This is a genomic window from Spirosoma sp. SC4-14, assembly GCF_037201965.1.
Classification (GTDB): Bacteria; Bacteroidota; Bacteroidia; order Cytophagales; family Spirosomataceae; genus Spirosoma.
Genome location: NZ_CP147518.1, coordinates 2,059,522 through 2,081,501, shown reverse-complemented (window position 1 = coordinate 2,081,501; position 21,980 = coordinate 2,059,522). Strand labels below are relative to the sequence as shown.

At 47.0% G+C, this 21,980-nt stretch carries 22 protein-coding genes; 9 read left to right on the top strand and 13 right to left on the bottom strand.

The window, feature by feature from the left end; genetic code table 11:
- Window positions 1–11: 11 nt before the first annotated feature.
- The 3 genes from WBJ53_RS08425 to lysM all read right to left on the bottom strand — a co-directional run bounded on the left by WBJ53_RS08425 (window position 12) and on the right by lysM (window position 2,575).
- Window positions 12–896 (bottom strand): trypsin-like peptidase domain-containing protein, encoded by an 885-nt coding sequence (locus WBJ53_RS08425; RefSeq protein WP_338875635.1) that lies wholly within the window; start codon window positions 894–896, stop codon window positions 12–14.
- Between the two features lie 122 nt (window positions 897–1,018).
- Window positions 1,019–1,930: a DUF937 domain-containing protein gene (locus tag WBJ53_RS08420; RefSeq protein ID WP_338875634.1), complete on the bottom strand. Its 912-nt coding sequence runs from the start codon at window positions 1,928–1,930 to the stop codon at window positions 1,019–1,021.
- Between the two features lie 171 nt (window positions 1,931–2,101).
- Window positions 2,102–2,575, bottom strand: coding sequence for a peptidoglycan-binding protein LysM (gene lysM / locus WBJ53_RS08415; protein ID WP_338875632.1), 474 nt, complete (start codon window positions 2,573–2,575; stop codon window positions 2,102–2,104).
- A gap of 227 nt (window positions 2,576–2,802) precedes the next feature.
- Between lysM and WBJ53_RS08410 the strand changes: the two genes are divergently transcribed.
- Window positions 2,803–3,579, top strand: a complete 777-nt coding sequence (locus WBJ53_RS08410; protein ID WP_338875631.1) for an outer membrane beta-barrel protein — start codon at window positions 2,803–2,805, stop codon at window positions 3,577–3,579.
- Window positions 3,580–3,650: 71 nt separating this feature from the next.
- Here the strand turns inward: WBJ53_RS08410 and WBJ53_RS08405 are convergent, their stop codons facing one another.
- Both WBJ53_RS08405 and WBJ53_RS08400 read right to left on the bottom strand, forming a co-directional pair.
- Entirely contained in the window at window positions 3,651–4,259 is a 609-nt protein-coding gene (locus WBJ53_RS08405) for a hypothetical protein (protein WP_338875630.1), read from the bottom strand.
- A 69-nt stretch (window positions 4,260–4,328) separates the two neighbouring features.
- Window positions 4,329–4,667 carry a helix-turn-helix domain-containing protein gene (locus WBJ53_RS08400; RefSeq protein ID WP_338875629.1) on the bottom strand — a complete coding sequence of 113 codons (339 nt, stop codon included), beginning with the start codon at window positions 4,665–4,667 and terminating at the stop codon, window positions 4,329–4,331.
- Between the two features lie 603 nt (window positions 4,668–5,270).
- On the opposite strand from WBJ53_RS08400, the gene miaA reads away from it, so the two are divergent.
- The gene (gene miaA / locus WBJ53_RS08395) at window positions 5,271–6,161 is read left to right on the top strand and encodes a tRNA (adenosine(37)-N6)-dimethylallyltransferase MiaA (protein ID WP_338875628.1); all 891 of its coding nucleotides are present in this window, start codon (window positions 5,271–5,273) and stop codon (window positions 6,159–6,161) included.
- A gap of 46 nt (window positions 6,162–6,207) precedes the next feature.
- Here miaA and WBJ53_RS08390 read toward each other — a convergent pair whose 3' ends face one another.
- From WBJ53_RS08390 to WBJ53_RS08355, 8 genes are all read right to left on the bottom strand, one after another.
- Entirely contained in the window at window positions 6,208–6,501 is a 294-nt protein-coding gene (locus WBJ53_RS08390) for a rhodanese-like domain-containing protein (RefSeq protein ID WP_338875627.1), read from the bottom strand.
- Window positions 6,502–6,597: 96 nt separating this feature from the next.
- A complete protein-coding gene (locus WBJ53_RS08385) occupies window positions 6,598–8,508 on the bottom strand; it encodes a T9SS type A sorting domain-containing protein (RefSeq protein ID WP_338875625.1) in 1,911 nt (636 codons plus the stop codon).
- Between the two features lie 28 nt (window positions 8,509–8,536).
- Window positions 8,537–9,307, bottom strand: a complete 771-nt coding sequence (locus WBJ53_RS08380; RefSeq protein WP_338875624.1) for a PASTA domain-containing protein — start codon at window positions 9,305–9,307, stop codon at window positions 8,537–8,539.
- 53 nt (window positions 9,308–9,360) lie between these two features.
- A complete protein-coding gene (locus WBJ53_RS08375) occupies window positions 9,361–9,954 on the bottom strand; it encodes a riboflavin synthase (RefSeq protein ID WP_338875623.1) in 594 nt (197 codons plus the stop codon).
- A gap of 66 nt (window positions 9,955–10,020) precedes the next feature.
- Entirely contained in the window at window positions 10,021–10,794 is a 774-nt protein-coding gene (locus WBJ53_RS08370) for a class I SAM-dependent methyltransferase (RefSeq protein ID WP_338875622.1), read from the bottom strand.
- Window positions 10,795–10,831: 37 nt separating this feature from the next.
- Complete coding sequence (locus tag WBJ53_RS08365) at window positions 10,832–11,776, bottom strand: glycosyltransferase family 2 protein (protein WP_338875621.1); 945 nt, start codon at window positions 11,774–11,776, stop codon at window positions 10,832–10,834.
- Window positions 11,777–11,795: 19 nt separating this feature from the next.
- Window positions 11,796–12,893, bottom strand: a complete 1,098-nt coding sequence (locus WBJ53_RS08360) for a DegT/DnrJ/EryC1/StrS family aminotransferase (RefSeq protein WP_338875620.1) — start codon at window positions 12,891–12,893, stop codon at window positions 11,796–11,798.
- On the bottom strand, window positions 12,890–13,282 hold the full coding sequence (locus tag WBJ53_RS08355; RefSeq protein ID WP_338875619.1) for an FdtA/QdtA family cupin domain-containing protein: 393 nt from the start codon (window positions 13,280–13,282) through the stop codon (window positions 12,890–12,892). Before WBJ53_RS08355 ends, WBJ53_RS08360 begins: the two co-directional genes overlap by 4 nt.
- Before the next feature lie 232 nt (window positions 13,283–13,514).
- On the opposite strand from WBJ53_RS08355, the gene WBJ53_RS08350 reads away from it, so the two are divergent.
- From WBJ53_RS08350 to WBJ53_RS08320, 7 genes are all read left to right on the top strand, one after another.
- A complete protein-coding gene (locus tag WBJ53_RS08350; protein WP_338875617.1) occupies window positions 13,515–14,105 on the top strand; it encodes a DUF1684 domain-containing protein in 591 nt (196 codons plus the stop codon).
- A gap of 92 nt (window positions 14,106–14,197) precedes the next feature.
- Window positions 14,198–16,627 (top strand): phenylalanine--tRNA ligase subunit beta, encoded by a 2,430-nt coding sequence (gene pheT, locus WBJ53_RS08345; RefSeq protein ID WP_338875616.1) that lies wholly within the window; start codon window positions 14,198–14,200, stop codon window positions 16,625–16,627.
- A 91-nt stretch (window positions 16,628–16,718) separates the two neighbouring features.
- Window positions 16,719–17,057, top strand: a complete 339-nt coding sequence (locus WBJ53_RS08340; protein ID WP_338875615.1) for a hypothetical protein — start codon at window positions 16,719–16,721, stop codon at window positions 17,055–17,057.
- Window positions 17,058–17,104: 47 nt separating this feature from the next.
- Window positions 17,105–17,392 carry a cell division protein ZapA gene (locus tag WBJ53_RS08335; protein ID WP_338875613.1) on the top strand — a complete coding sequence of 96 codons (288 nt, stop codon included), beginning with the start codon at window positions 17,105–17,107 and terminating at the stop codon, window positions 17,390–17,392.
- Between the two features lie 108 nt (window positions 17,393–17,500).
- Window positions 17,501–19,111, top strand: a complete 1,611-nt coding sequence (gene rny / locus WBJ53_RS08330; protein ID WP_338875612.1) for a ribonuclease Y — start codon at window positions 17,501–17,503, stop codon at window positions 19,109–19,111.
- 156 nt (window positions 19,112–19,267) lie between these two features.
- Window positions 19,268–19,921: a DUF4230 domain-containing protein gene (locus tag WBJ53_RS08325; protein ID WP_338875611.1), complete on the top strand. Its 654-nt coding sequence runs from the start codon at window positions 19,268–19,270 to the stop codon at window positions 19,919–19,921.
- Window positions 19,922–19,997: 76 nt separating this feature from the next.
- Complete coding sequence (locus tag WBJ53_RS08320) at window positions 19,998–21,971, top strand: M1 family aminopeptidase (RefSeq protein WP_338875610.1); 1,974 nt, start codon at window positions 19,998–20,000, stop codon at window positions 21,969–21,971.
- Window positions 21,972–21,980 lie beyond the last annotated feature (9 nt).

The following is a 21,980-nucleotide window of genomic DNA, read 5'->3' as shown; positions in this document are numbered from 1 at the left end:
GCCTTTTACCGTTATCCTTCGTAGTATTTAACCCCGCGTTCCTGCAAAAATGCCTTAATTACATCTACATGAACACACTGGCCTACGTTGAGGAACGGATAATTGGAAACTTTACTTTTGCGGCCATTGACCAGCACTTCGCGATCTTCGATATCGAATCCCAGATGCAGATGCCGGGTAGCCGACTGCATGCCGAAAATCAGGCCATTTGGGTCAAACAAAGGCCCTCCACTTTGCCCGCGCAAACCGGGAGTGCTCATTTCGATGCCGGTAATGCCCCCGTTTTCGCTCAGCAACCGGGTAATGATGCCGTCGATGGGGAAACGGGGCGACGTAACACGGCCTTCATTTGTCCATTCAATATCGTCGACGGTCGAATTATATCGAAAGTTGGTAAACTCCGGGAACGGGTAGCCCAGCCGACATAGGCTTCGGCCCGGTTTCACCCGGCTCGAATCGCCCACAAAGACGGCATGAGAATTGTATAATAACCGATGGTAACCTTTAAACTGTAGCAGTGCCAGATCCTGCGTAGGGTGCATGTCGATGGTCAGTTCCTTATACTGATCGACACAACCAATGAAGCTATTACGCACCCGAATTATTGTTTCAGACTGAAGTTTAAACTTTATCTCCAGTTGGCTGATTTGTTGGGCCGCATCTCTCTCCCGGAGTACATCGCGCCGGGCTCCCTGAAAATTTCGGTAGTGATGATAAATGGAGTCGGCTCTGGCCACCAGTTCGGCCACGTGCTTACAGGTGATGGCACACCCTAACTCGTTCACAAAAAACAGGGTAGCGCTCCCTGGCACAATTTCGTTGTGACCGTATAACCGGACAATGGAATGAAGAGGTCGTGTGAATAAATCAATGCGCTCAATAGCGTCGACAAACATAAAAAAGTCAGTGAATCAATCAGACGGCAATATACAGCCTGTACGGATTGACTCACTGACTCTATGCCTTATTTCTTCGTCTTTACTTCTATTGCAACGTATAGCTTGCCTGCCTGCTGCCATCAGGGCCTATTTGCCGATGAGTCGCGAATGCCCAGAGGGCCCGGTGCTGTTGAATCGCTCACCTGACCATGGGCCTCTTCAACGCTGCGTTTGGTAGCCGCCGACGTATCTTCGACGGCATTGGATTCGACGCGGGTGGTTGAATCGGTACTTATGCCATCAATGCCATTTTGATTCTCGCTGCACTTCTGAATCAGTAGTGCCAGAACCAGTACTGCAATGGCTATCATGGCCCACCGTAACCATCGTACATTTTCGCGCCGACGGTCGCCTTCGTCGCTCTTCGGAATATTTGGGCTTAATTCGGAGCCACTAAAATTGTCGGTACCCTGCACTTCCGTTGGCGGGCCAGTGGGCGTAATGAGTTCATTGAAACCCAGCAAACTACTTACGCCATCCAATCCACTGGGCACCGACGTTCGGAATTCCGATGCCTGACCAATCAGCAGGGTTGTCAGGCTATGGGCAGTCAGGCCGTTTTCCTGCTCCTGCCTTCCCAGCATACCCATAACGATCGACCCGGCCAATTCCAGAATGGTGAGTACCGATGCCGGTTGCACTCCGCTGTAGGTTCCGATAAGCTGGGTTGTGCGATCGAGTCGATCGTCAAAAATTTCATCCAGAAATTTCCGGGCGGCCGATGCAGTAGTTTCAACTTTTTGCGGTGAATCTGATACCTGGCTAACATCGAGTGGAGTTTCCCGATAATCGCCTTTATCTAACAACGAAATTACAGACGAAGCACCGCCAGAGGTCTGTACCCGCCGGGTTAAAGCTCCCAGCAAAACGGGTAATGATCCAGTAACTGTTTTTAATATACCGGCCGGTGTCTCGCCAAGGTCATCACTAAGCTGATCAATTACGCCAGGAGAGAACTGATCTTTTAAATAGGATAATAGATGAACAGCCATGGGTTTCTAATTCAGTTGAGATGTATAAAACTGGCTGCTTTCTGGGAATGTTCGGAAAGGTTATTCACTGACCAAAATGCAAAAGGAGTGTAGCGACTGAAGTGAGCTGCTACCAGCATTCAACTTCAATCTACTACACCCCTTTTGCCAACGCCTGAATAGGTACGTCGCTTACAGTTTCGGAATCCGCAACACCTGATCAGGATAAATCAGATCAGGGTCTTTCAGCATTGGCTTATTGGCTTCAAAAATGACACCGTATTTCATTGGATCGCCATATACTTCTTTGGCAATTTTCGAAAGCGAATCACCCGATTTTACTGTGTAAAACTGCCCTTCCTGGGTTGGTTCATCTACAGTAAGTTGGTTATCGACGGCGCTAACGCCTTCTACATTACCAACGGCCAGTGCAATTTTTTCTGAGTCTTCCTGCGACTTCACAGAGCCGGTCAACGTAACGGTATCACCTTTCGTTTTTACGGTTAGACTGTTGTACGCCAATCCTAATTCTTTTACGTGATCAAGAAGCGCCTGAGCACGCACTGGTTCAACCTTCTCGGCCTGTACCGGATCGGCAGGGGGTGTAGTTTGATCTTTGTGAAAGATCTTTTCGCCTACTCCTTTGAAAAATGATAAGAGACCCATTCGTTTAGCGTGGTTTTTTAGTGAAACATCAATTAAACGGCTGGCAAATAAGCCAATTAATCTATTTCAAACAACCTCTTCGATAGGTAATTGTTTACTCTATTTAACAGAAAGGTTAATAATATTTCAATAAAAAAGGCCGTTTCAGACGCAGGAACAGCGTAGTTTAGCGTTCTAGCATCAATTACTTCTCAATTTTTTAATATTAACCGGTTGTTGACTCGCTTATGAAACGCATACAATTTACGGCACTGGCCTTTTTGGTCAGTATGATTACGGCGCTGGCTCAGGGTGATTTTGAAGGTGGAGTTAAAGGCGGAGCTACATTTACGCATGGTTACACCACTATTCCGTCGGTTCCGCTTTCGGCTACCTTGTCGATTCCACAGTTGAATAACAAAAACAATGGCATTGGCACTGGCTACTCGTTCGGCATCTGGGGGCGGCAGAATTTTGAAAAATTCTTTCTTCAGGTCGAGGTGGATTACAATAAATTTCTGCTGAAACAAAAAACGGATTTCAGCGTGCCGGCAGCCGTAGCAGCGGTCCTGGCCGGGCAACCTCTACCATCGGTTATACCCGCCAGCACGCCCACCACCATCAATACCATTTCAGAATCGACCCTCGAATCGGTCAACATTCCATTTTTGATCGGGAAAAAGTGGTGTAATGGCAAGTTCAGAGCGTTTCTGGGGCCTAACCTGCTTATCACAACAAAAGCCGAAGCAAAACGAACATCGACAGCTACTGTGCTCTCTTTTTCGATTCCAACCCCCGAAACAACTTCGGACCTGAAAAACCCAAATCCGCAAAGCCCAACCGAAAGTATTTTAAAAGTCAAGTCGGTAACCTATGCTGCCGAAGTTGGCGTAGGCTATACGTTTTTTAGGCGTCTGGATCTGGATGTTCGCTATGCAGCGCCGGTTGGCGGTATTTATAATAATAAGGATATTACGGGGTACCTGGGTATTGCTACGGTTTCGCTGGGCCTGCATCTATTTTAAGCTAGTTCAACCAGCTCGTGTATAAAACTTATGCCGCTGCTGCGAAGTCATAAGTTTTGTATACGAGCTGATCAACGGCTGGCGGCTTCACCAGCCGACGGCTCAGGAATCAGTATAAACGATTGACCCGCAGGCTGAAGCCGATACCGCATCATTTTTGCTCCACCAGTCGGCAGCGCATTGGCATCACCAGCATTATAAATTGGAAATTTACGGCACAGAATGTTCCGTTCTACCCACAGGCTATCGTGGCCCATATACCCTTCGCCCGCTTCCAGCCAGTTGGCAGCCTGAATATCGGCTTTACGCTCTGGCAGAAACTGCCATCCATATACGCGTCCGAACGAACCACTTCCATCACTGGCACTATAAACATAGAGCTCAGGAAAGCGATTATTATCCAGGTCGGCAACCTCTGCCCCAACAACAGTACCATCGACACGTATGTGGAAGTTAGTCAATAGCAGAGAACCCCGGTAGGCTTTTACAGATAAGTCGCGAACAGCACCGCTATCGGCAGCAGTAACCTGGAATGTATAGATATTGAAACGCAACGACTTTTCGAACGCAATAAAAGTGGGCGCCGTGTCTGCCTGATTGTTATGAAACAGATTCGGGCGCAGGCCCGACTCCATCCATAACCCAATGCTTAGTAAAAAGACACTTATCAACAGTTTCATGCGCTCCTACGTATCCGACTATACATATCGAATAACGCCGGGAAAGCAAAAATAGTTACTCTTTACTAACTAGGGCTCTAAAAACGTTCGTCCAATTGTCATAAGATCCTTCAGAATAGGCAAAATCTCCCTGGCTTTTGCAGTCAGACCGTATTCGACACGGGGTGGAATTTCGCTATAGGATTTTTTATGCAATACACCCAGAGCAACGAGCGCTTTTAATTCCTGAATTAATACTTTCTCACTTACATCAGGAATCATCCTGCGCAATTCGCCATAACGAAGGTCGCGTTCGCTTAGTTGAAAAATGATATATAGCCGCCATTTGCCGCAAATAATATCTAATGTCCGTCTTAGGACTGGCTGAGAAATCTCCGAAAAATTTTGCGTACTGGTATTATTATTCATGAGAAAGGATTACACTAACTTTTTGGTGCGCAACTCACTGGTTAGTAGGCACTTGCATCATTATAGGCAAAAATATAATGTTTATGCTAAATATATCATACTTAACATAAACTTAGTTTCATTTTAGATTTTTTGTAGTTATAACTATCTACCAATCAGCAGTAATAATTTCATCAATAAATAAAATTGTTTGCTAATGCTATAGGTATACTTCCCAAAGTGAAAGAACGTGAGAAGAAGCCTTTTGTCAGGCAATGGCTGACAGTGATAGATGTTATCGGATGGTAAGGTTACCTTCAATCAAATTAATTGCAGAATACTGTTTTATAGATGAATCAATCGTTCGTGTTAGATAAATTTCTCACCGTTGATAGTCGTAAATAGTATGCAATATACACTAATCCATATTTACATACAAGATCTATCGAATAAATAATAAAATTAATCAAAACATAGCGCTTGTCGCTTTTCGCACCTGATCTTTACAGGGTTGACTACCCAAATGGCCCTGCCGTTAGACAGCCCGAGCGGGCACCTGAATAGTATATCTGCCGATAAACCTGCTAATTTTGCGATTCCTGAACTTGAGTAAGTACCGTTTAGTTGAAAACACTTTTGGTTATAGCTGGCCCAACAGCCGTTGGAAAGACTGCCCTCTGCATTAGGCTGGCAAAACGGTTGCACACTGCTGTTGTTTCGGCCGACTCCCGGCAGTTGTATCGGGAGCTAACAATTGGCACCGCCAAGCCAACTCCTGACGAGATGGATGGCGTTCGGCATTATTTCATCAATTCGCATTCAATTCTGGACTCAGTCAATGCAGGACGCTACGAGCGGGAATGCCTGGCCGTGCTAGATAAGTTATTTCAGACAAGCGATGTTGTGATTTTGTCCGGAGGAACCGGATTATACATAAATGCAGTCTGTTTTGGTCTGGACGATATGCCGTCTATCGACCCCGCCCTGCGCCTGTTGTTACGCCAGCGTTGGGAAACAGAAGGATTAGAACCACTCCAAAAACAATTGCACCTACTTGACCCTGACTATGTTCAGACAGCCGATATGCAAAACCATGCCCGTGTGTTGCGGGCATTGGAAGTCTGCCTCACTACCGGTCGGCCTTATTCGTCGTTCAGACAAAAAAAAACGGTCCAACGACCGTTTCGATCCTTACTAGTCGCGCTTGAACGGCCACGCCAAGAGTTGTATGACCGCATCGATGCCCGAATGGAGGCCATGCTTGCGGCTGGTTTGGTAGACGAAGCGCGTTCACTTCTTCCGTTTCGTGCCTACTCAGCATTACAGACGGTTGGCTATCAGGAAATATTTCCGTATCTGGACGGTGCTTATGATTATGAGGAAATGGTCCGTTTGCTGAAACGCAACTCAAGGCGATATGCCAAACGCCAGCTTACCTGGTTTCATAACCAGGCAGATTACCATTGGTTTGGCCCAGAGGACGATGAAGCTATTTTAAAATTAGCGATTGAGTGAATAATTTATTGATATCCAGTGCAGTATTCACTCAATCGCTCATTATTTACTGTGCCCGGTACGCCAGCATACCGCCAATAACGTTACGAACGTTATTGAAACCATTCTGTTCCAGAATTTCCTGCGCCATTCCGCTCCGCTTACCTGAGCGGCAGTGAACGATCACTTCTTCGTCCTGCAGACCGTCGAGTTCATCGAGCCGATACGGCAGATCGCCAAGTGGAATCAGAGTAGCACCAATGTTATCAGCTTCGTACTCGGCTGGTTCACGAACATCGAAGAGGTTTAACTTTTCGCCCTTGTCGAGCCGCTCTTTTAACTCCTGAACGGTAATATCCATAATAGTCTTACGATTTTAGGTTTTACTAAGTTGGTCATTAGTTAGTGGCCATTAGGATTTTTTTTCAACCAATGACACTTGACCAATGACCCACTATTAATGTTGAATAATGAGTTTCTGCACAACCAGCCGTTCTCCTTCGAATAAGCGAATCAGATACATACCGTTGGGCAGATCGCTCAGGTCTAACGTTTGCTGCCCTCGACTTGGTTCGAGCTGGTGCAGGATTTGTCCCGTCAGGTTAAGTACATCAAGGCGGGTAAGTTTTGTATTGTCCCAACGAATCAATCCGGTTGTTGGATTTGGATAGGCCTGCAATGGCGATACCGGTTCAGGATTTTCGACACCTGTAACGATTCCATCGTCCTTTCCCCCCATGACCGGCCGTAACATAAAAACCCCCTGAAAACTCAGCGATGCTCCCGAAAGATTCTGTTCCCAGATGGTACCGCCATTATAAAAAATCTCTCGGCTAAAGGGACTGTTTTTATCAATGCCTAACCGCAAAATCGTAGTGTCGCTACTACTAATCTGCTGATAGCCTACATAAAAAGTATCTTTTACGGCAACGCCCTGACTAAACGGAAAACTCACAAATCCATTTCGGGTAGGCGGATACTGCATCATAAATTCTTGCCGATAAATGGCATTGCCTGGCCGACCATTGCTATTGCTGTAAACGCTTATGACAAACGACTGTCCTGTCTGATTAAGCACAAATGGTACAATGCAGGCCTGAATACCCGCCATCACATCGGGCTTGTTAAGAATAAAGCGCATGGCAACCTGCTCTCTGGGGCCAATTTGTGCACCGTACTCCCAAGTACCGTCGTCATAGGCATAGTAATTGTCGAGCACGGTCACCCCCGAAATGGTATCGTTCTGACGGAGATTGACGCCAGGAATGGATGGATTCTGATCGTCGGTGGTGAGCACTTCAAATTTATAGCGCAGCATAGCCTTCGTTGCTGACCCAAAACTGGAAATTGGATTAGGTTTGCTGACTTTAATCTGCGAACTAAGTGCCTGAATCAACGACGAAGCTGTTTGGGGAGAATCCTGCAAAAGCTGACCAGATACCTCATCCTGCACAGTAAATCGGAATGTTGTAAAATTAAAGGTATTGAACAGATTATTGATGTCGGTAAACACCGAATCGGCGGTTTCGGCAGCCGGATTAACCATATACTGCGTCAACGGCATTGCTGTATATCGTTTCAGAAAAGGGCTCACCGCTTGCCGAACCGCAACGTCTTTTATGTAGCGATTAGTAACCGAGCGATTTTTGCCCAGATAAATATAATCGATGTTCCAGGTATCGAATGGGCCAGACTGGCGGGCAAAGGAACGAAACCGAAAGGCAAAGTTCGGGTGGAAATAATTCGGGTCCTTAACCAAAACAAATGCCTGGGGGAAATTATTGTTGGTTTCGCCCCCAGCGATGCCCCAGGCATGCTGCCAGACCTTGTTTACATCCAGAAATTCGACAACCAGCGAATCGCCGGGTTGCAGCACAATGGTGTCGATAACCGTAGTCGTATCATTGCCAACGATTTGTTTATCGTAAACATACGAAAGGCTGGCCGCATCGGGCGCTTCGCCCAATCCTTTGATCTGCCAGTAAAAACTAAGGTAAACCGAATCGGCTGCAGTAAGGCCAGCCAGGTTAATCGATTTTGAGGTAAGTGTATCGGTATATCCCCGCGACAGTCCGTTATTAAACACATAAGGCAACCCATTGGCGGCTAACCCATCAAAAGAGGCCACGTTAACCGTAGGTTGATTGATGGCCATTGTATTGTTGATATACACCCCACTACCAGGCAGCCAGCGCGTCGTATCGGGCTGGTCGATACCGGGTCGGCCCGACGCGGTCGAAAAATCGTCGAAGAATGGTAAGTTTAACGGCGACTGAGCCATGCCCGTAAGTGCCGATAAGCTACACAGTAAGCAAAGAAAACTGCAAAGAATCCACTGATGCAGCCGAACAGGTAGCGCAATGTCCATGTACAATCGGTTCAGGAAGCGATTACTCTTAATTTGGCTCGATTGGCCCAACAACCCACAAATCCATTGTTTCGCCAACACGAATCCGCTCGCCCGGGCGGGCTTCGGGTCGTTGCCGAACAACGGTACCTACTTCCTTCTCCGGATCTTCTACGGAAATTTTCGTGCCAACTTTCAGATTGGAGCCTCGAATGGCCGCTTCGGCCTCATCGAGTTGTAGACCTACAACGTTGGGCACCTCAAACATCGTATTTCCTAAACCATCGCCAACCTCCAGATCAATTCGTGCCCCTTTCGGTACAGGCGTACCGGGCGCGATCTCTTTCCCGTTATATAACTGACGAAGCACGGAGTTTTTAGCGACATCGGGCACATAGGTACGTTCGCCTTCTACTAATCCCAGCGCTTCGAGCGTGCGGGCGGCACTCCGGTCAATCATATCGACCAGATTGGGCATCGATACCATTGGCGGTACTCGCTTCACCAGCGTAACGTAAATTTTTCGTCCTTCTTTTACTTTAGCATTCGCCCTCGGATATTGCTGAAATACAGTCAGTGGCGGAGCCCCAGCCACAAATGTGCTGTCGACTTCATAGCGCAACCCTCTGTCTTCCAGAATATTTTTCATTTCATCGAAACTGAGTTTCGTTACTTCGGGTACGGTTATGGTCTGGCCGTGGTTGGTCGTAAACGGCAGATATACGAAGAAGAAGCCCAGAAATAAAACAGCCAGCAGGGCCAGAACAATGCCAATCTGAATCAGCAGGTCGGAAACAGATTGGGTGCTGATTTTCGCCATTCAGGAGATTAATTGCGTGTAATAGTTACAAAAGTAGCAGAATCTGAAAGTGCTTACCGATAGCCTACCAGCATTTTTTTAATGTATTTCCCTACAACGTCGAATTCCAGATTCACAGTATCGCCGGGTTTCAGATCCCGAAAATTAGTGTGCTCGTAAGTATAAGGAATTATGGTGACCCGAAATCCGTCAGGATGTGAATTAAAAACGGTCAGGCTAACGCCATTAATACAAATTGAGCCTTTTTCTACCGTTACGTTATCGGCAATCGCAGGATCGTACTGAAAATCGAACAGCCAGCTTCCGTTCATATCCTGCACGTTGGTACACACACCCGTCTGATCGACATGGCCCTGAACAATATGCCCATCGAAACGCCCATTAGCAGGCATACAGCGTTCCAGATTGACGCGCTCCCCAATCTTAAGCTGACCCAGATTGGTTTTTTTGAGGGTTTCATCCACCGCCGTAACCGTATAGCTCCCATCGGCAACACTCGTAACCGTCAGGCAAACGCCGTTATGATTAACACTCTGATCTATTTTCAGCTCGGGAGCCAGCAACGACTCGATTCGAAACGTTAAATTGGTTCCCTCTGACTCTATACCAGCTACTACGCCAGTTGTTTCTACAATTCCGGTAAACATGGTTCTGGTTTTAATTTTCTACGCACTACCGATCTCATTTCCGAACCTTAAACCGGGCAGCCTTTTTCAGTCAGCACGGTCTGGATTCAGAATCAGGAACAGCGAACTCCCAAATGGGGTTCGGGGCAGCAGGTTCTCTTCAATGCGCACAAGCTTGTAAAGCGCTTCATTTAGCCATGTGCTGGGCAAATATACATCCGACTGCACATCTTCGGGCTTTTGCCAGCCAAGTTTAAGCTGCCAGTTCTGCCACTGACGCATCAGCAGAATCATGGGCGAGAGCACAAAACTCCAGTAAGTTGATTTTTTGATTGTTAAACCAGCACCTGAAGCAAATCGCTCAAAATCGGACAACACAAACCGTTGAATACTCCCAACGGCTACATCGTGTTGCCCCCGAAAAGCGTTAAAAGCGTTATTGTTGCTGATTAGCAAACCATTGGGCTTGAGCCGAAGTGCTAGCTCGAACAGGATTCGGGCAATAGCCGGGTTATCGAAATAGCAAAATACATCGTTGCACACAATCACATCATAGCGAGTATCGGGTTCATACTGAGCCAGATTGTTCAGGTTAATCAGTACAACGGGCAAGCTACGTTCCTGACAGAATGCAACGGCATCGGTCGAGCCATCGATTCCGTTCAGCTTTGTATAACCGCACTTTTGCAAATAATTCAGAAGTCCTCCTGTGCCACATCCTACATCCAGAATAGCCACATCCCGACGTTCGCCAAAATGATGACGAATAGCTGTACAAACACGTTCGTGGAGAGCCCGATACCACCACAATCGTCCTTCCAGCCGGTACATTTTTTCGTATTCGTCGACAAGACCAATCATATTCTGCTACGCAATCACCGTTTATCTACACGTTGTTCTATGCCTCATTTTCGGTTGATGTTCCCGGACGGCTTGCTTCTGTTTTCACTACATAAGGCGGTAAACCGCTATGTGCCATGAATAATTTACCCAGATATTCGCCCAGAATGCCCAGAAATGATAGAAGCAGACCCGTTGCCATCAGAATAGCCCAGCTCACTACACCCCAGCCAGAGAACTCAAGGGTACCGAGCAGGTTTCCCGATAGCCATACTAGCCCCGCCAGTAAACCAATGAGTAGCAAACAAATGCCCAGCGCCGTAAACATCCGAATTGGCCAGAGCGAATAACCGATAAAGACATTCAGGAACAAGGCAATCAGTTTTTTTGCTGTATAATTCGACCGTCCTTCTGCTCGGTTCTGATGCGGCACTTCTACACTACCAATGTTATGCGTAACCCGAAAAATCAACCCATCAATGTACGGATAAGGACCTTTGTATTTACAAATTTCATAGACAACTTCCTGCCTTATCAGCTTAAAACTCGACAGATACAACTGACGCGGTTTACCTAGTGAATACGTTGTTAGGGTATTGACCAGCCAGCTTCCCAGATTCCGAAACCAGTGGTGCTGTTTATGCGCATAGCGGCTATAGACAACATCATAATCACCTTGCCGGGCTGTTGCAAGGAGAGTTAAAATAGATTCGGGTGGGTTCTGAAAATCGTCGTCAATAATTACCGAATAGGCTCCCCGCGCATGGTTGAGTCCACACAGCACCGCATTAAATTCGCCAAAATTCCGTCGTAATGACAGAAATCGAACATTATTGTAGCGATTGGCAATGGCCTGCCCTTCGCTTTCAGAGTTATCCCAACTCCCATCATTGACCAAAATTACCTCGAAGCTATAGTCGGTCATACACGCCTGCAATCGTTCAACCAGTGGACCAATGGTTCGTTCACTATTGTAGACGGGAATGACAACGGTTAATTGCATGGGAAGATCCTGGATTTGATTAGCCGTTCTTTTCAAACCGGTTTATGCTGTCAATAATATAGCTTACTTCCTCATCTGTTAAAGCCGGGTTGAGCGGGAGACTAATAACTTCGTGGTGCAACTGGTCTGCAATGGGCAGAGCATAGTGCGAATATTGCGCATAAGCCTTTTGCTTATAGGGAGGAACGGGATAATGAATATCCGTGCCAATACCCCGCTCCTGTAAATAAGCCCGCAATCTGTCGCGATGTGGATGTCGAATAACAAACAAATGCCAGGCATCATCACTAACCTGATCAGCGGGAGGTAACAAAACGGCTGGGTTCTTAATTCCTGTTAAATACTGCCGAGCCAGCATTTGCCGTCGTTTATTTTCGGCAGACAGGAAGGGTAGTTTTGCCGACAGAATTGCCGCCTGTAGCTCATCTAAACGGCTATTATTGCCAACATATTCATTTACATATCGCTGCAAGGAGCCGTAATTCCGCAAAGCCCGAATACGGCTGGCGAGTTCGGCATCATTTGTTGTTACGGCCCCAGCATCGCCTAAAGCACCCAGGTTTTTGCTCGGATAAAAACTCCATCCGGCCGCATGGCCTAGGTTTCCGGATCGTTTTCCTTTATAAATTGCCCCATGTGCCTGTGCAGCATCTTCCAGCACATAGAGTTGGTGCTGTTCGGCTAGTTCGAGAATAGGGTCCATATTGCAGCAACGGCCATATAAATGAACGGGCAAAATAGCGCGGGTTTGGGAAGTAATAGCCGCTTCGATCTGGGCAGGATCAATTAAACAGGTGTGCGGGTCAGGTTCAACCCATACAGGTTTTAAACCTGCCAGAGTAACGCTCAGTACCGATGCAATGTAGGTATTGGCCGGAACAATCACTTCGCTCCGATCGGGCAGATCCCAGGCTTTTAATACGAGCGTTAAGGCGTCAAGTCCATTGGCCACGCCAATACAATGGCGCGTACCACAAAAATCAGCAAAGCTGTTTTCGAAGGTTTCCACTTCACGCCCAAGAATGTACCAACCCGACTCCATTACCCGATCGGCGGCTTGCCGAATACGTTCCTGATGGGGTTTGTTAATCTGGCCTAAGTCGAGAAATGGAATCATTCCGAAACAGTCAGCACCCGGCTGTTCGGATAAGGCTCATAAATATAGTCGTCTTTGTCGTAGAGTTGATTCGATACGACCAACAGAATAGCATCGCGTGAAAACTCGTCCATAATATGCCAGTCTTCTGGCTCCAAAACAAGGCACTGTTTTGGATCATTCAGGAAATAAGTAGTTTCCGTTTTTCCATCATGATTATATACCCGACAACTCCCATTGATACAAATTAATGCATTCCAGGCGCGCCAGTGCCGATGACCCGCTCTTGGACTCTGCCCGGCTCCATAGATATAAAAAACGCGCTGGATCGTTCCCGGAATAACGTTCTCGAAAACAGTCAGATTCCCATTTTCAGAAGCAAAGGTTTTAAGTTCGTAGAGTTGGGCCATCAGGTAAGATGAAAAAAAAGGTAGATGAACGAAATTCGTTCAAATATATTAAAGCAGCGCCAAAGTTTATTTAAGTAATTATTACTAATTACCAAATTAGTATAAAAATTCAAAAGCTATAGGGCCGATTTCAATTTCAAGAAGACATTTTGGCAAAAAATAAACATTTTTTTGCAGGTTTGCACTCATGTTGAAGAACAACTATTTATTGGCCGGGCTGTCTCTCCTTATTTTGGCAGTTCTGTATTTTAGCTTTTTCGATAATGCCCCTTCAACCCTTACCGAAGGGTTGAAAGCCACTGTTAATCCGAATGAGTATCGGCAACAGCTCGACGCAGAGCGGCAGAAAAAAAATGATTTTTTCAAAACAGGCTCCGAATCCCCTCTAACCGATAAGACAAGCTTTAAAGGCCTTTCCTATTTTGCTCCTGATCCGGCCTATCGGCTTGTTGCCCGCCTGGAACCATTTGCCGATAAAACCCAGAAACTGGTCGTACACATGACCGACGGGTCAGAAGAGACCTATGACAAATTTGCCCACGCAGTTTTTAATCTGAATGGCGAAACGTGTCGGTTACTGGTTGTGAAGTTTCAGGACACCTATTCGATTTTGTTCCGCGATGCCACATCAGGCAAAGAATCCTACGGCGGAGGCCGTTATCTTGAAATACCGGCTGTCCAGATAACAGATAATCAGATTCTTTTAGACTTCAATACCGCCTACAACCCCTACTGCGCCTATAACCCTACCTATGCCTGTCCGCTTCCACCCGCCGAAAACACACTTCCGATCGCTATCAGGGCAGGAGAACGGTATCATTAAGTCCAGCAGAAACGTCTGACAGGATTTAACTCTTTTCGCCGACCTTTCTCTGTTTTCTCCTTACCTTTGCAATATTTATTGCATTGGCATCTATGGAGATTTCCTATAAATGGTTACAAGATTATATTGAATTGCCGGAATCGCCGGAAGAAGTTGGTAAACTGTTAACGGGCACTGGCCTTGAGGTTGAAGGAGTTGAAAAGATTGAGGCAGTACCGGGTGGTCTGGAAGGCATCGTAATTGGTGAAGTGCTCACCTGCATTCCGCACCCCGATGCCGATAAACTGAGCCTCACTACGGTCGATGCCGGAACTGGCCAACCACTTTCCATTGTGTGTGGAGCCCCTAATGTGGCCGCCGGACAAAAAGTAGTTGTAGCCCTGGTGGGGGCTACCCTACACCCAACGGCTGGCGAACCTTTTCAGATCAAAAAAGCTAAAATTCGGGGAGCAGCCTCCGAAGGAATGATCTGTGCCGAAGATGAAATCGGTTTGGGCACATCGCATGCAGGAATTATGGTGCTGACCACCGATCTGCCCAACGGGACCCCGGCAGCTCGCTATTTCAATCTCGAAGCCGATTATCAGATAGCCATCGGCCTAACACCGAACCGGATCGATGCAGCCTCACACTTCGGAACGGCCCGCGATCTGAAAGCTGTTCTGAAACGGCCACTCACCATGCCGTCGGTCGACGCGTTTTCGGTAAACAACCACGATCTGACGATCGATGTGCGTGTAGACGATGAGGCTGCGTGCCCACGCTACACAGGGCTAACGATTAGCGGCCTTACCGTTAATGAATCGCCCGATTGGCTCAAAAAACGCCTGCTTAGTATCGGACTAAATCCGATCAATAACGTTGTCGATGTAACCAATTTTGTTTGTCATGATCTTGGGCAGCCGCTTCACGCATTCGATGCCGAAAAGATTGCGGGCAAACAGGTCATCGTTAAAACTCTGCCAGAGGGAACATCCTTTGTTACCCTTGATGGCGTTGAGCGAACACTCAGCGCTACCGATCTAATGATTTGCGATGCCGAAAAGCCGATGTGCATTGCTGGCGTTTTTGGTGGACAAAACTCTGGCGTAACAGTCCAGACGACAAGTATTTTTCTGGAATCGGCCTATTTTTCACCGACATCAGTTCGTAAAACAGCCCAATACCACAGCCTGAAAACAGATGCATCGTTCCGCTTCGAACGGGGTACTGACCCCAATATGCCGATTTTTGCACTGAAGCGTGCCGCTTTATTGATTCAGGAAGTAGCCGGGGGCACTATAAGTTCCGAAATCACTGATCTCTATCCTGAACCCATTCAGCCCTTTCGGGTATTGGTTCGCTATAAAAACATCGACCGGCTCATTGGTATCAAAATTGACCGGACAGACATTCACCGCATTTTAAGTGCACTGGATATCGAAGCCGACGAGATAACTGCCGATAGTTTCATCGCCGTTGTGCCTCCCTACCGGGTCGATGTAACGCGCGAAGCCGATGTTATTGAAGAAATTCTGCGAATCTATGGTTTAGACAATGTTCCGCTATCGGTTCATCTGGCCGCCGATTCACTTTCTGAATTTCCTAAAGTAGACCCCAATCAGTGGCAAAGTCGGGTGGGCCAATTGCTGGCAGCTAATGGTTTTTATGAAATACTAACCCTTTCGTTGACCCGCCCTGCCTATAACGACGCCATTCGGGCCACCTTACCCGGAGCAGATGTGACCCTGCTCAATCCGTTGAGTGAAGAGCTATCGGTAATGCGGCAGACACTGCTTTTCTCGGCCCTCGAAACACTCGTTTACAATCTTAACCGTCGGCAAAAAGATCTTAAGACGTTTGAGTTTGGCAAGATTTACCACAAAACCCAACCCGAAGACGGTGCCAGTAACTACCATGAGCGAGCGCGGTTAAGTCTGGCAATGATTGGCAATCAAATGGCTGAAAGCTGGTTAGCCAAAGGCCAGCCGGTTGCGTTTCATGATCTGGCAACATCTGTTCAGCGTGTATTAAACATATTCAGAATAAAACAGTTTGATACACAGCCATCTGACCCGGTTTTGTTCCAGTACGGCTTAACTTATCTGGTCAATAAAAAACCTTTGGTAAGTTTGGGACTGGTAAATCCAAAACTGACTAAATTAGTGGACCTGAAACAACCTGTATTCTATGCCGACTTCGACTGGAATGCATTGCTAAAACTGGCCAATACCAAAATTCGGTACGAAGAAGTGCCACGTTTTCCAGAAGTTCGGCGGGATTTGTCACTCGTACTCGATAAAAATGTTCCATTTGAACAAATCAGTCGACTGGCTCACCAAACGGAACGAAAATTGCTCCGTGCTATAACTGTTTTTGATACGTATGAAGGTGAGAATTTGGGCGCTGATAAGAAATCGTATTCGGTGAGTTTTACCTTGCAGGATCCAACCCAAACCCTTACCGATACAGCTATCGACAAAACTATGCAACGGCTTATGAGCGGTTTCGAACGCGAACTGGGTGCCGTTATTCGAAAATAATGATTGAATTGTTGAATGATTGAATGGAGGTTCCCATCGAATATACCCTCATTCAATCATTCAACAATTCAATCATTCAATTATTCATAACATGGTTAGTGAGCATCAAATCGTAGCACTGGTCGAACAGCTCGAACGGAAAATCGGGTTGCTAAAAGGCGTATGCGATGATGCAAAAAAGCGCATAAAACAATTAGAACAACAAAACACCGATTTGAATGATCGGTTAAAGGAACAACAAACACAGGCTAAAGAGTTACAGAAAAAACTCGATAATTCAGAAAAAAAGATTTCAAAGTCAAAAGACTTTGGTATTATTGTAAATAACAATCTGTCTGAGACAGATACGAATGCCGAATTTAAAAAACAACTCGACGAGTATATCCGGGAATTAGAACGGTGTATTGCTCACTTGAGTAGTTTGTCATAAACCCAAATTGGCTCCGGGCAATTGCCCAATCTGAGCCGACCGCAGCGATGGAAGAACTGTCTATTCGCGTAAAAATCGCCGATCGGTACTATAAACTGTTTGTAGAATCCGATTCGGAAGCCGTTGTGCGCGAGGCCGCCAAACTGATTCAGGATGAACTGAAACAATATCGGGATATGGGCATCAGCGATACGCAGGACGCTTTGGCCAGAATAGCCTTCGATTGCCTGATTACCAAGCTCAGAGGAGAACGACAGGTACAACGATTACAACAAATGGTGTTTGACAAAATAACTCAGTTAGATCAGGTCGTCACGCCGGCCATAACAACATAAACAACGGCGGGGCAGTACCCACCCCATAATACCTGGGAACTAGTGAAGGGCACTCGTATCGCGGCAGGTTGAATGGTTTATTTGTTCACCCCAAACGATATAAGTACAATGGATATCCCACTTTGGTTAGCCATCTTAGCCGTCTTAGCGGGCGGTGGGATTGGGCTAATGATTGGCCGCCAGATGATGGCGGGCGATCATGCCAAACGCGAGCAGGAAGCCGAAGAGAAAGCGGCTAGTATATTGAAAAATGCTGAACTTCAGGCCGAAACAATAAAAAAGGATCGGATGCTGGAGGCTAAAGAAAAATACCTGAAGCTCAAAGCCGAATTTGAAGAAACAACCAATCAGAAACGTAATTTACTTCTTCAGAACGAAACAAAACTTAAGCAGCGCGAACAGCAATTGAACCAGCAGGCCGAACAACAACGGCATCGGGATCATGAACTCAATCAGCAACGCAACGAACTCGCCCAACAGAAAAATAGCCTTTCTCAACAAATCGATGCGCTTAACCGACGCCGGGAAGAGGTTGATCGCCGTCAGCAGGAAGCCGACCGCATGCTGGCCGATCAGGTAGCCCAACTCGAAAAAATTGCCGGGCTCTCCGCCGATCAGGCTCGCGAACAACTTATCGATACACTAAAGGCAGAAGCCGAAACAAGAGCCTCCTCCTACATCAAAAGCATTGTAGAAGAAGCCAAACTGACGGCAACCAAAGAGGCTAAAAAAGTAGTTATTGAAACCATTCAGCGGACGGCAACCGAGCATGCAATTGAAAACTGTGTATCGGTATTCAATATCGAATCAGACGATGTTAAGGGCAAAGTAATTGGCCGCGAAGGGCGAAATATTCGTGCGCTCGAAGCGGCAACCGGTGTCGAAATTATTGTCGATGATACCCCAGAAGCCATCATCATTTCTGGTTTTGATCCTGTCCGGCGCGAAATTGCCCGCCTTTCATTACACCGGCTCGTACAGGATGGTCGGATTCACCCGGCCCGCATTGAAGAAATCGTTGCCAAAACCCGGAAAAATATTGAAGACGAAATCGTAGAAATTGGCGAACGTACAGTTATCGATCTGGGCATTCATGGACTTCATCCCGAACTGATTAAAATGGTTGGCCGGATGCGTTTCCGGTCTAGCTATGGTCAGAACCTGTTGCAACACTCCCGCGAAGTTGCCAAACTCTGCGCAACTATGGCCGCCGAACTTGGCCTGAACGCCAAACTAGCCAAGCGGGCGGGTCTGCTTCACGATATTGGTAAAGTATGGCCTGAAGAAGCCGAGCTTCCACACGCCATTTTGGGTATGGAGCTAGCCAAGAAGTATAAAGAAAATCCGGAGGTAATCAATGCCATTGGTGCCCACCACGACGAAATTGAAATGACAAGCATGATTTCTCCAATCGTGCAGGTCTGCGATGCCGTGTCAGGATCACGGCCGGGTGCCCGTCGCGAAATGATGGAGTCGTATATCAAACGACTAAAAGAACTGGAAGAACTGGCCAGCAATTTCCCCGGTGTTACCAAATGCTATGCCATCCAGGCTGGTCGCGAACTCCGCATCATGGTCGATGCCGATCATGTTTCTGATGAACGGGCAGGTGTATTGTCGTACGAAATTTCTCAGAAAATCGAGAAAGAAATGCAATACCCCGGTCAGATCAAAGTAACAGTTATTCGCGAAATGCGGGCCGTTGCCTACGCGAAATAGTGAAACCAGAATACATACTGGCCAGCCTGTAAGCTGAAAATCGGATAAGTGTTAGGAGAGGTTCTGGATCAGAGCCTCTCCTAACACTTATTCTGGTTTTGGAGGGCTTGTCCAATATTATACATTATCCATTTTTAGTAATACATTTGGGCTATTATGGATTTCTTAACAATTGTCTTACTGCTTCTGGTTGGCGTTGGTGGGGGCGTTGCATTAGGCAATGCACTACGGGGGCGTTCGGGCAAAACAGACGTTCGCCACGAATCGACTCTATTGCTGGAGCGTATCGAAAAAGTGTTTAAGGTCGTGATGGCAGAGGGTTATTTTTCTGAAATTTATAATTATCAGGATCAGAAAAAGATTCTCTATCTACTGAACGACCCCAAGAAAGCAATGATCATTGCCAAATCGAAAGTGCTGGTAGGGTTTGACTTTGCGAAAGTTCGTTTTCGAACACCGGAAAACGGAACCAAAAAATTAGTCATCGAATCGTTTCCCCAGCCCGAAATACTATCGATCGACACCGACTATAAGTTTTATGACATTCAGGCGGGCATACTAAACCACTTCAGCAGCGAGGATTATACCCAAATTCTGGACGAGGCTAAACAAGCCATGAATGATCGGGCGCTTCAAAGTGATCTGCCCAAAATTGCCAACAATCAGATTCAATATATGATGTATCAGTTGGCGAACTCAATGGGTTGGCACCTTCAGTTGCCCGAAGCAGAGCAAAAAGAGCTGGAGGCTCTGAAAGCCCAGACTGAAAACAAAACAGATAGACCAAAACAGCTCCAGGCTGAACAATAAAGTGGCTTCTCTTTCAGTACTTTTGGGGGAGTATTATACGTATTGCAGGCGTTTTCTCTCCCTTATCTTACTTATTTTGCCAGCTCAGGTCAAGGCTCAGCCCGACACGACCGATAACGGATGGTTATTCTGCCAACAGGGAAAAATCCGGTATGCTCAGAAACTGGCAGCAAACCCGAAGGCGCGGCTTGCCTACCCCGGCGATCAGTCGATTGATATTACCTATTATGGTCTCGACCTCAAGTTAACCCATACGCCAAACTACTTGCGCGGAGCTGCAACCATAACGCTCAAAAGTACGGCAGCTTCGACTAACAGCTTCTTTCTCGACTTCAACTCAACCACGGCCGCTGGCGGATTAGGTCTACAGGTCGACTCAGTAAAAGCCAATGGCCAGCACCTGAGCTACCAACACGCACAAAACCGCCTGACCATCACTCCAGCTCAATCGCTAACTAACGGTCAGGCACTAACGCTGACTGTTTACTATCAGGGCATTCCAAACAGCCGCGATCTGGGGAGTTTCGTTTTTGGTAAACATGAAGCCACAAACGACCCGGTGATCTGGAGTTTAAGTGAGCCTTATGGCTCGCCCGACTGGTTTCCGTGCAAAGATACCCCCGGCGACAAAGCCGATTCATCGGCCGTTAGTATAACAGCGCCCGCTCAGTTCGTATCGGTATCCAATGGCGTACTTGTCAGTACGACCGATAATGCCGATGGCACCCGAACCTACCGCTGGAAGAACAGCTATCCAATTGCGCAATATCTCATTTCGATTGCCCTAACCAATTATCAGCAGTTCGATACCCCCATTACTGTTGGTGGACAGCAACTCCCAATTACTCACTACATCTATCCCGAAACCTTACCACAGGTTCAGTCCAATCTGGCGCTTACACCTAAAATGATTCAGTTATTTACGAATCGATTTGGCTCTTATCCCTTCTGGCGGGCGAAGTATGGTCATGCACAAATTGGACGGTATACGGGCGGTATGGAACATCAGACCATTTCGTCGATGGAAGATCGGGCACTAACGCCCAGAGTTATTGCCCATGAGTTGGCTCATCAGTGGTTTGGTGATAAAATCACCTGCCGGGATTGGCAGAATATCTGGCTCAACGAGGGATTTGCTTCCTATGCGGAAGCTGTTTATGTGGAGTCGGAAAGTGGAAAGGCGGGTTATCAATCAACCATGAATAATTTTATGGCTAGTGCCCGAGCTGCTACTGGATCAATCTACGTACAGGACATCAGCAACTTCAACAATATTTTCAACTCCAACCGAACATATGCCAAGGGAGCTACCGTTTTGCATATGCTCAGGGGTGTTGTTGGCGACAGCACCTTCTTCCGGATTCTGCGCACCTATGCGGCTACTCCCTCACTTGCCTACAATACAGCCATTACTGAAGATTTCCAGGCAGTGGCCGAACAGGTATCGGGGCAAAAATTAGATTATTTCTTTAAGCAATGGATTTATGGCGAAGGCTATCCGGTCTACCGGGCAACGGCCTATGTGGTCAATACCGCTACCAATGTCATGGTGCAGCTACAACAACGAAATGCGACTGCTACCAATCCAGCTTCATTTACCATGCCCGTACAGCTCCAGATACAATCAGCGGCTGGCGACACCTTAGTAACCGTATTCCATACGCAGGCCGACCAGACATTCACGCTCCCTTGCCGGGGCACAGTGACCGGAGTTATCATCGACCCAAACAATCTTCTGTTGAAAGTGGCAGAGAACACCATTCTGTCGCCAATAACAGCTATCAACGAGCCAAAACCAACCCAGTTCGGCGTCTATCCAAACCCCGCTCAGGAAACCATAACCATTGATTTTTCGCTACAGCGGGCGGGGCCTGTTACACTAACCCTTACCAATACGTCGGGCCAGCGAGTTGGCGGTTTGACAGAGGCAAATGTTGGCTCGGGCAGGCATACCCGAATGCTTAGTTTGCACGGCTTATCGGCAGGTCGTTATATCGTAACACTTCATAGCGGAAACGGCCACGAAAGCCGGGTAGTTTTAATTCACTGATTACTTTTC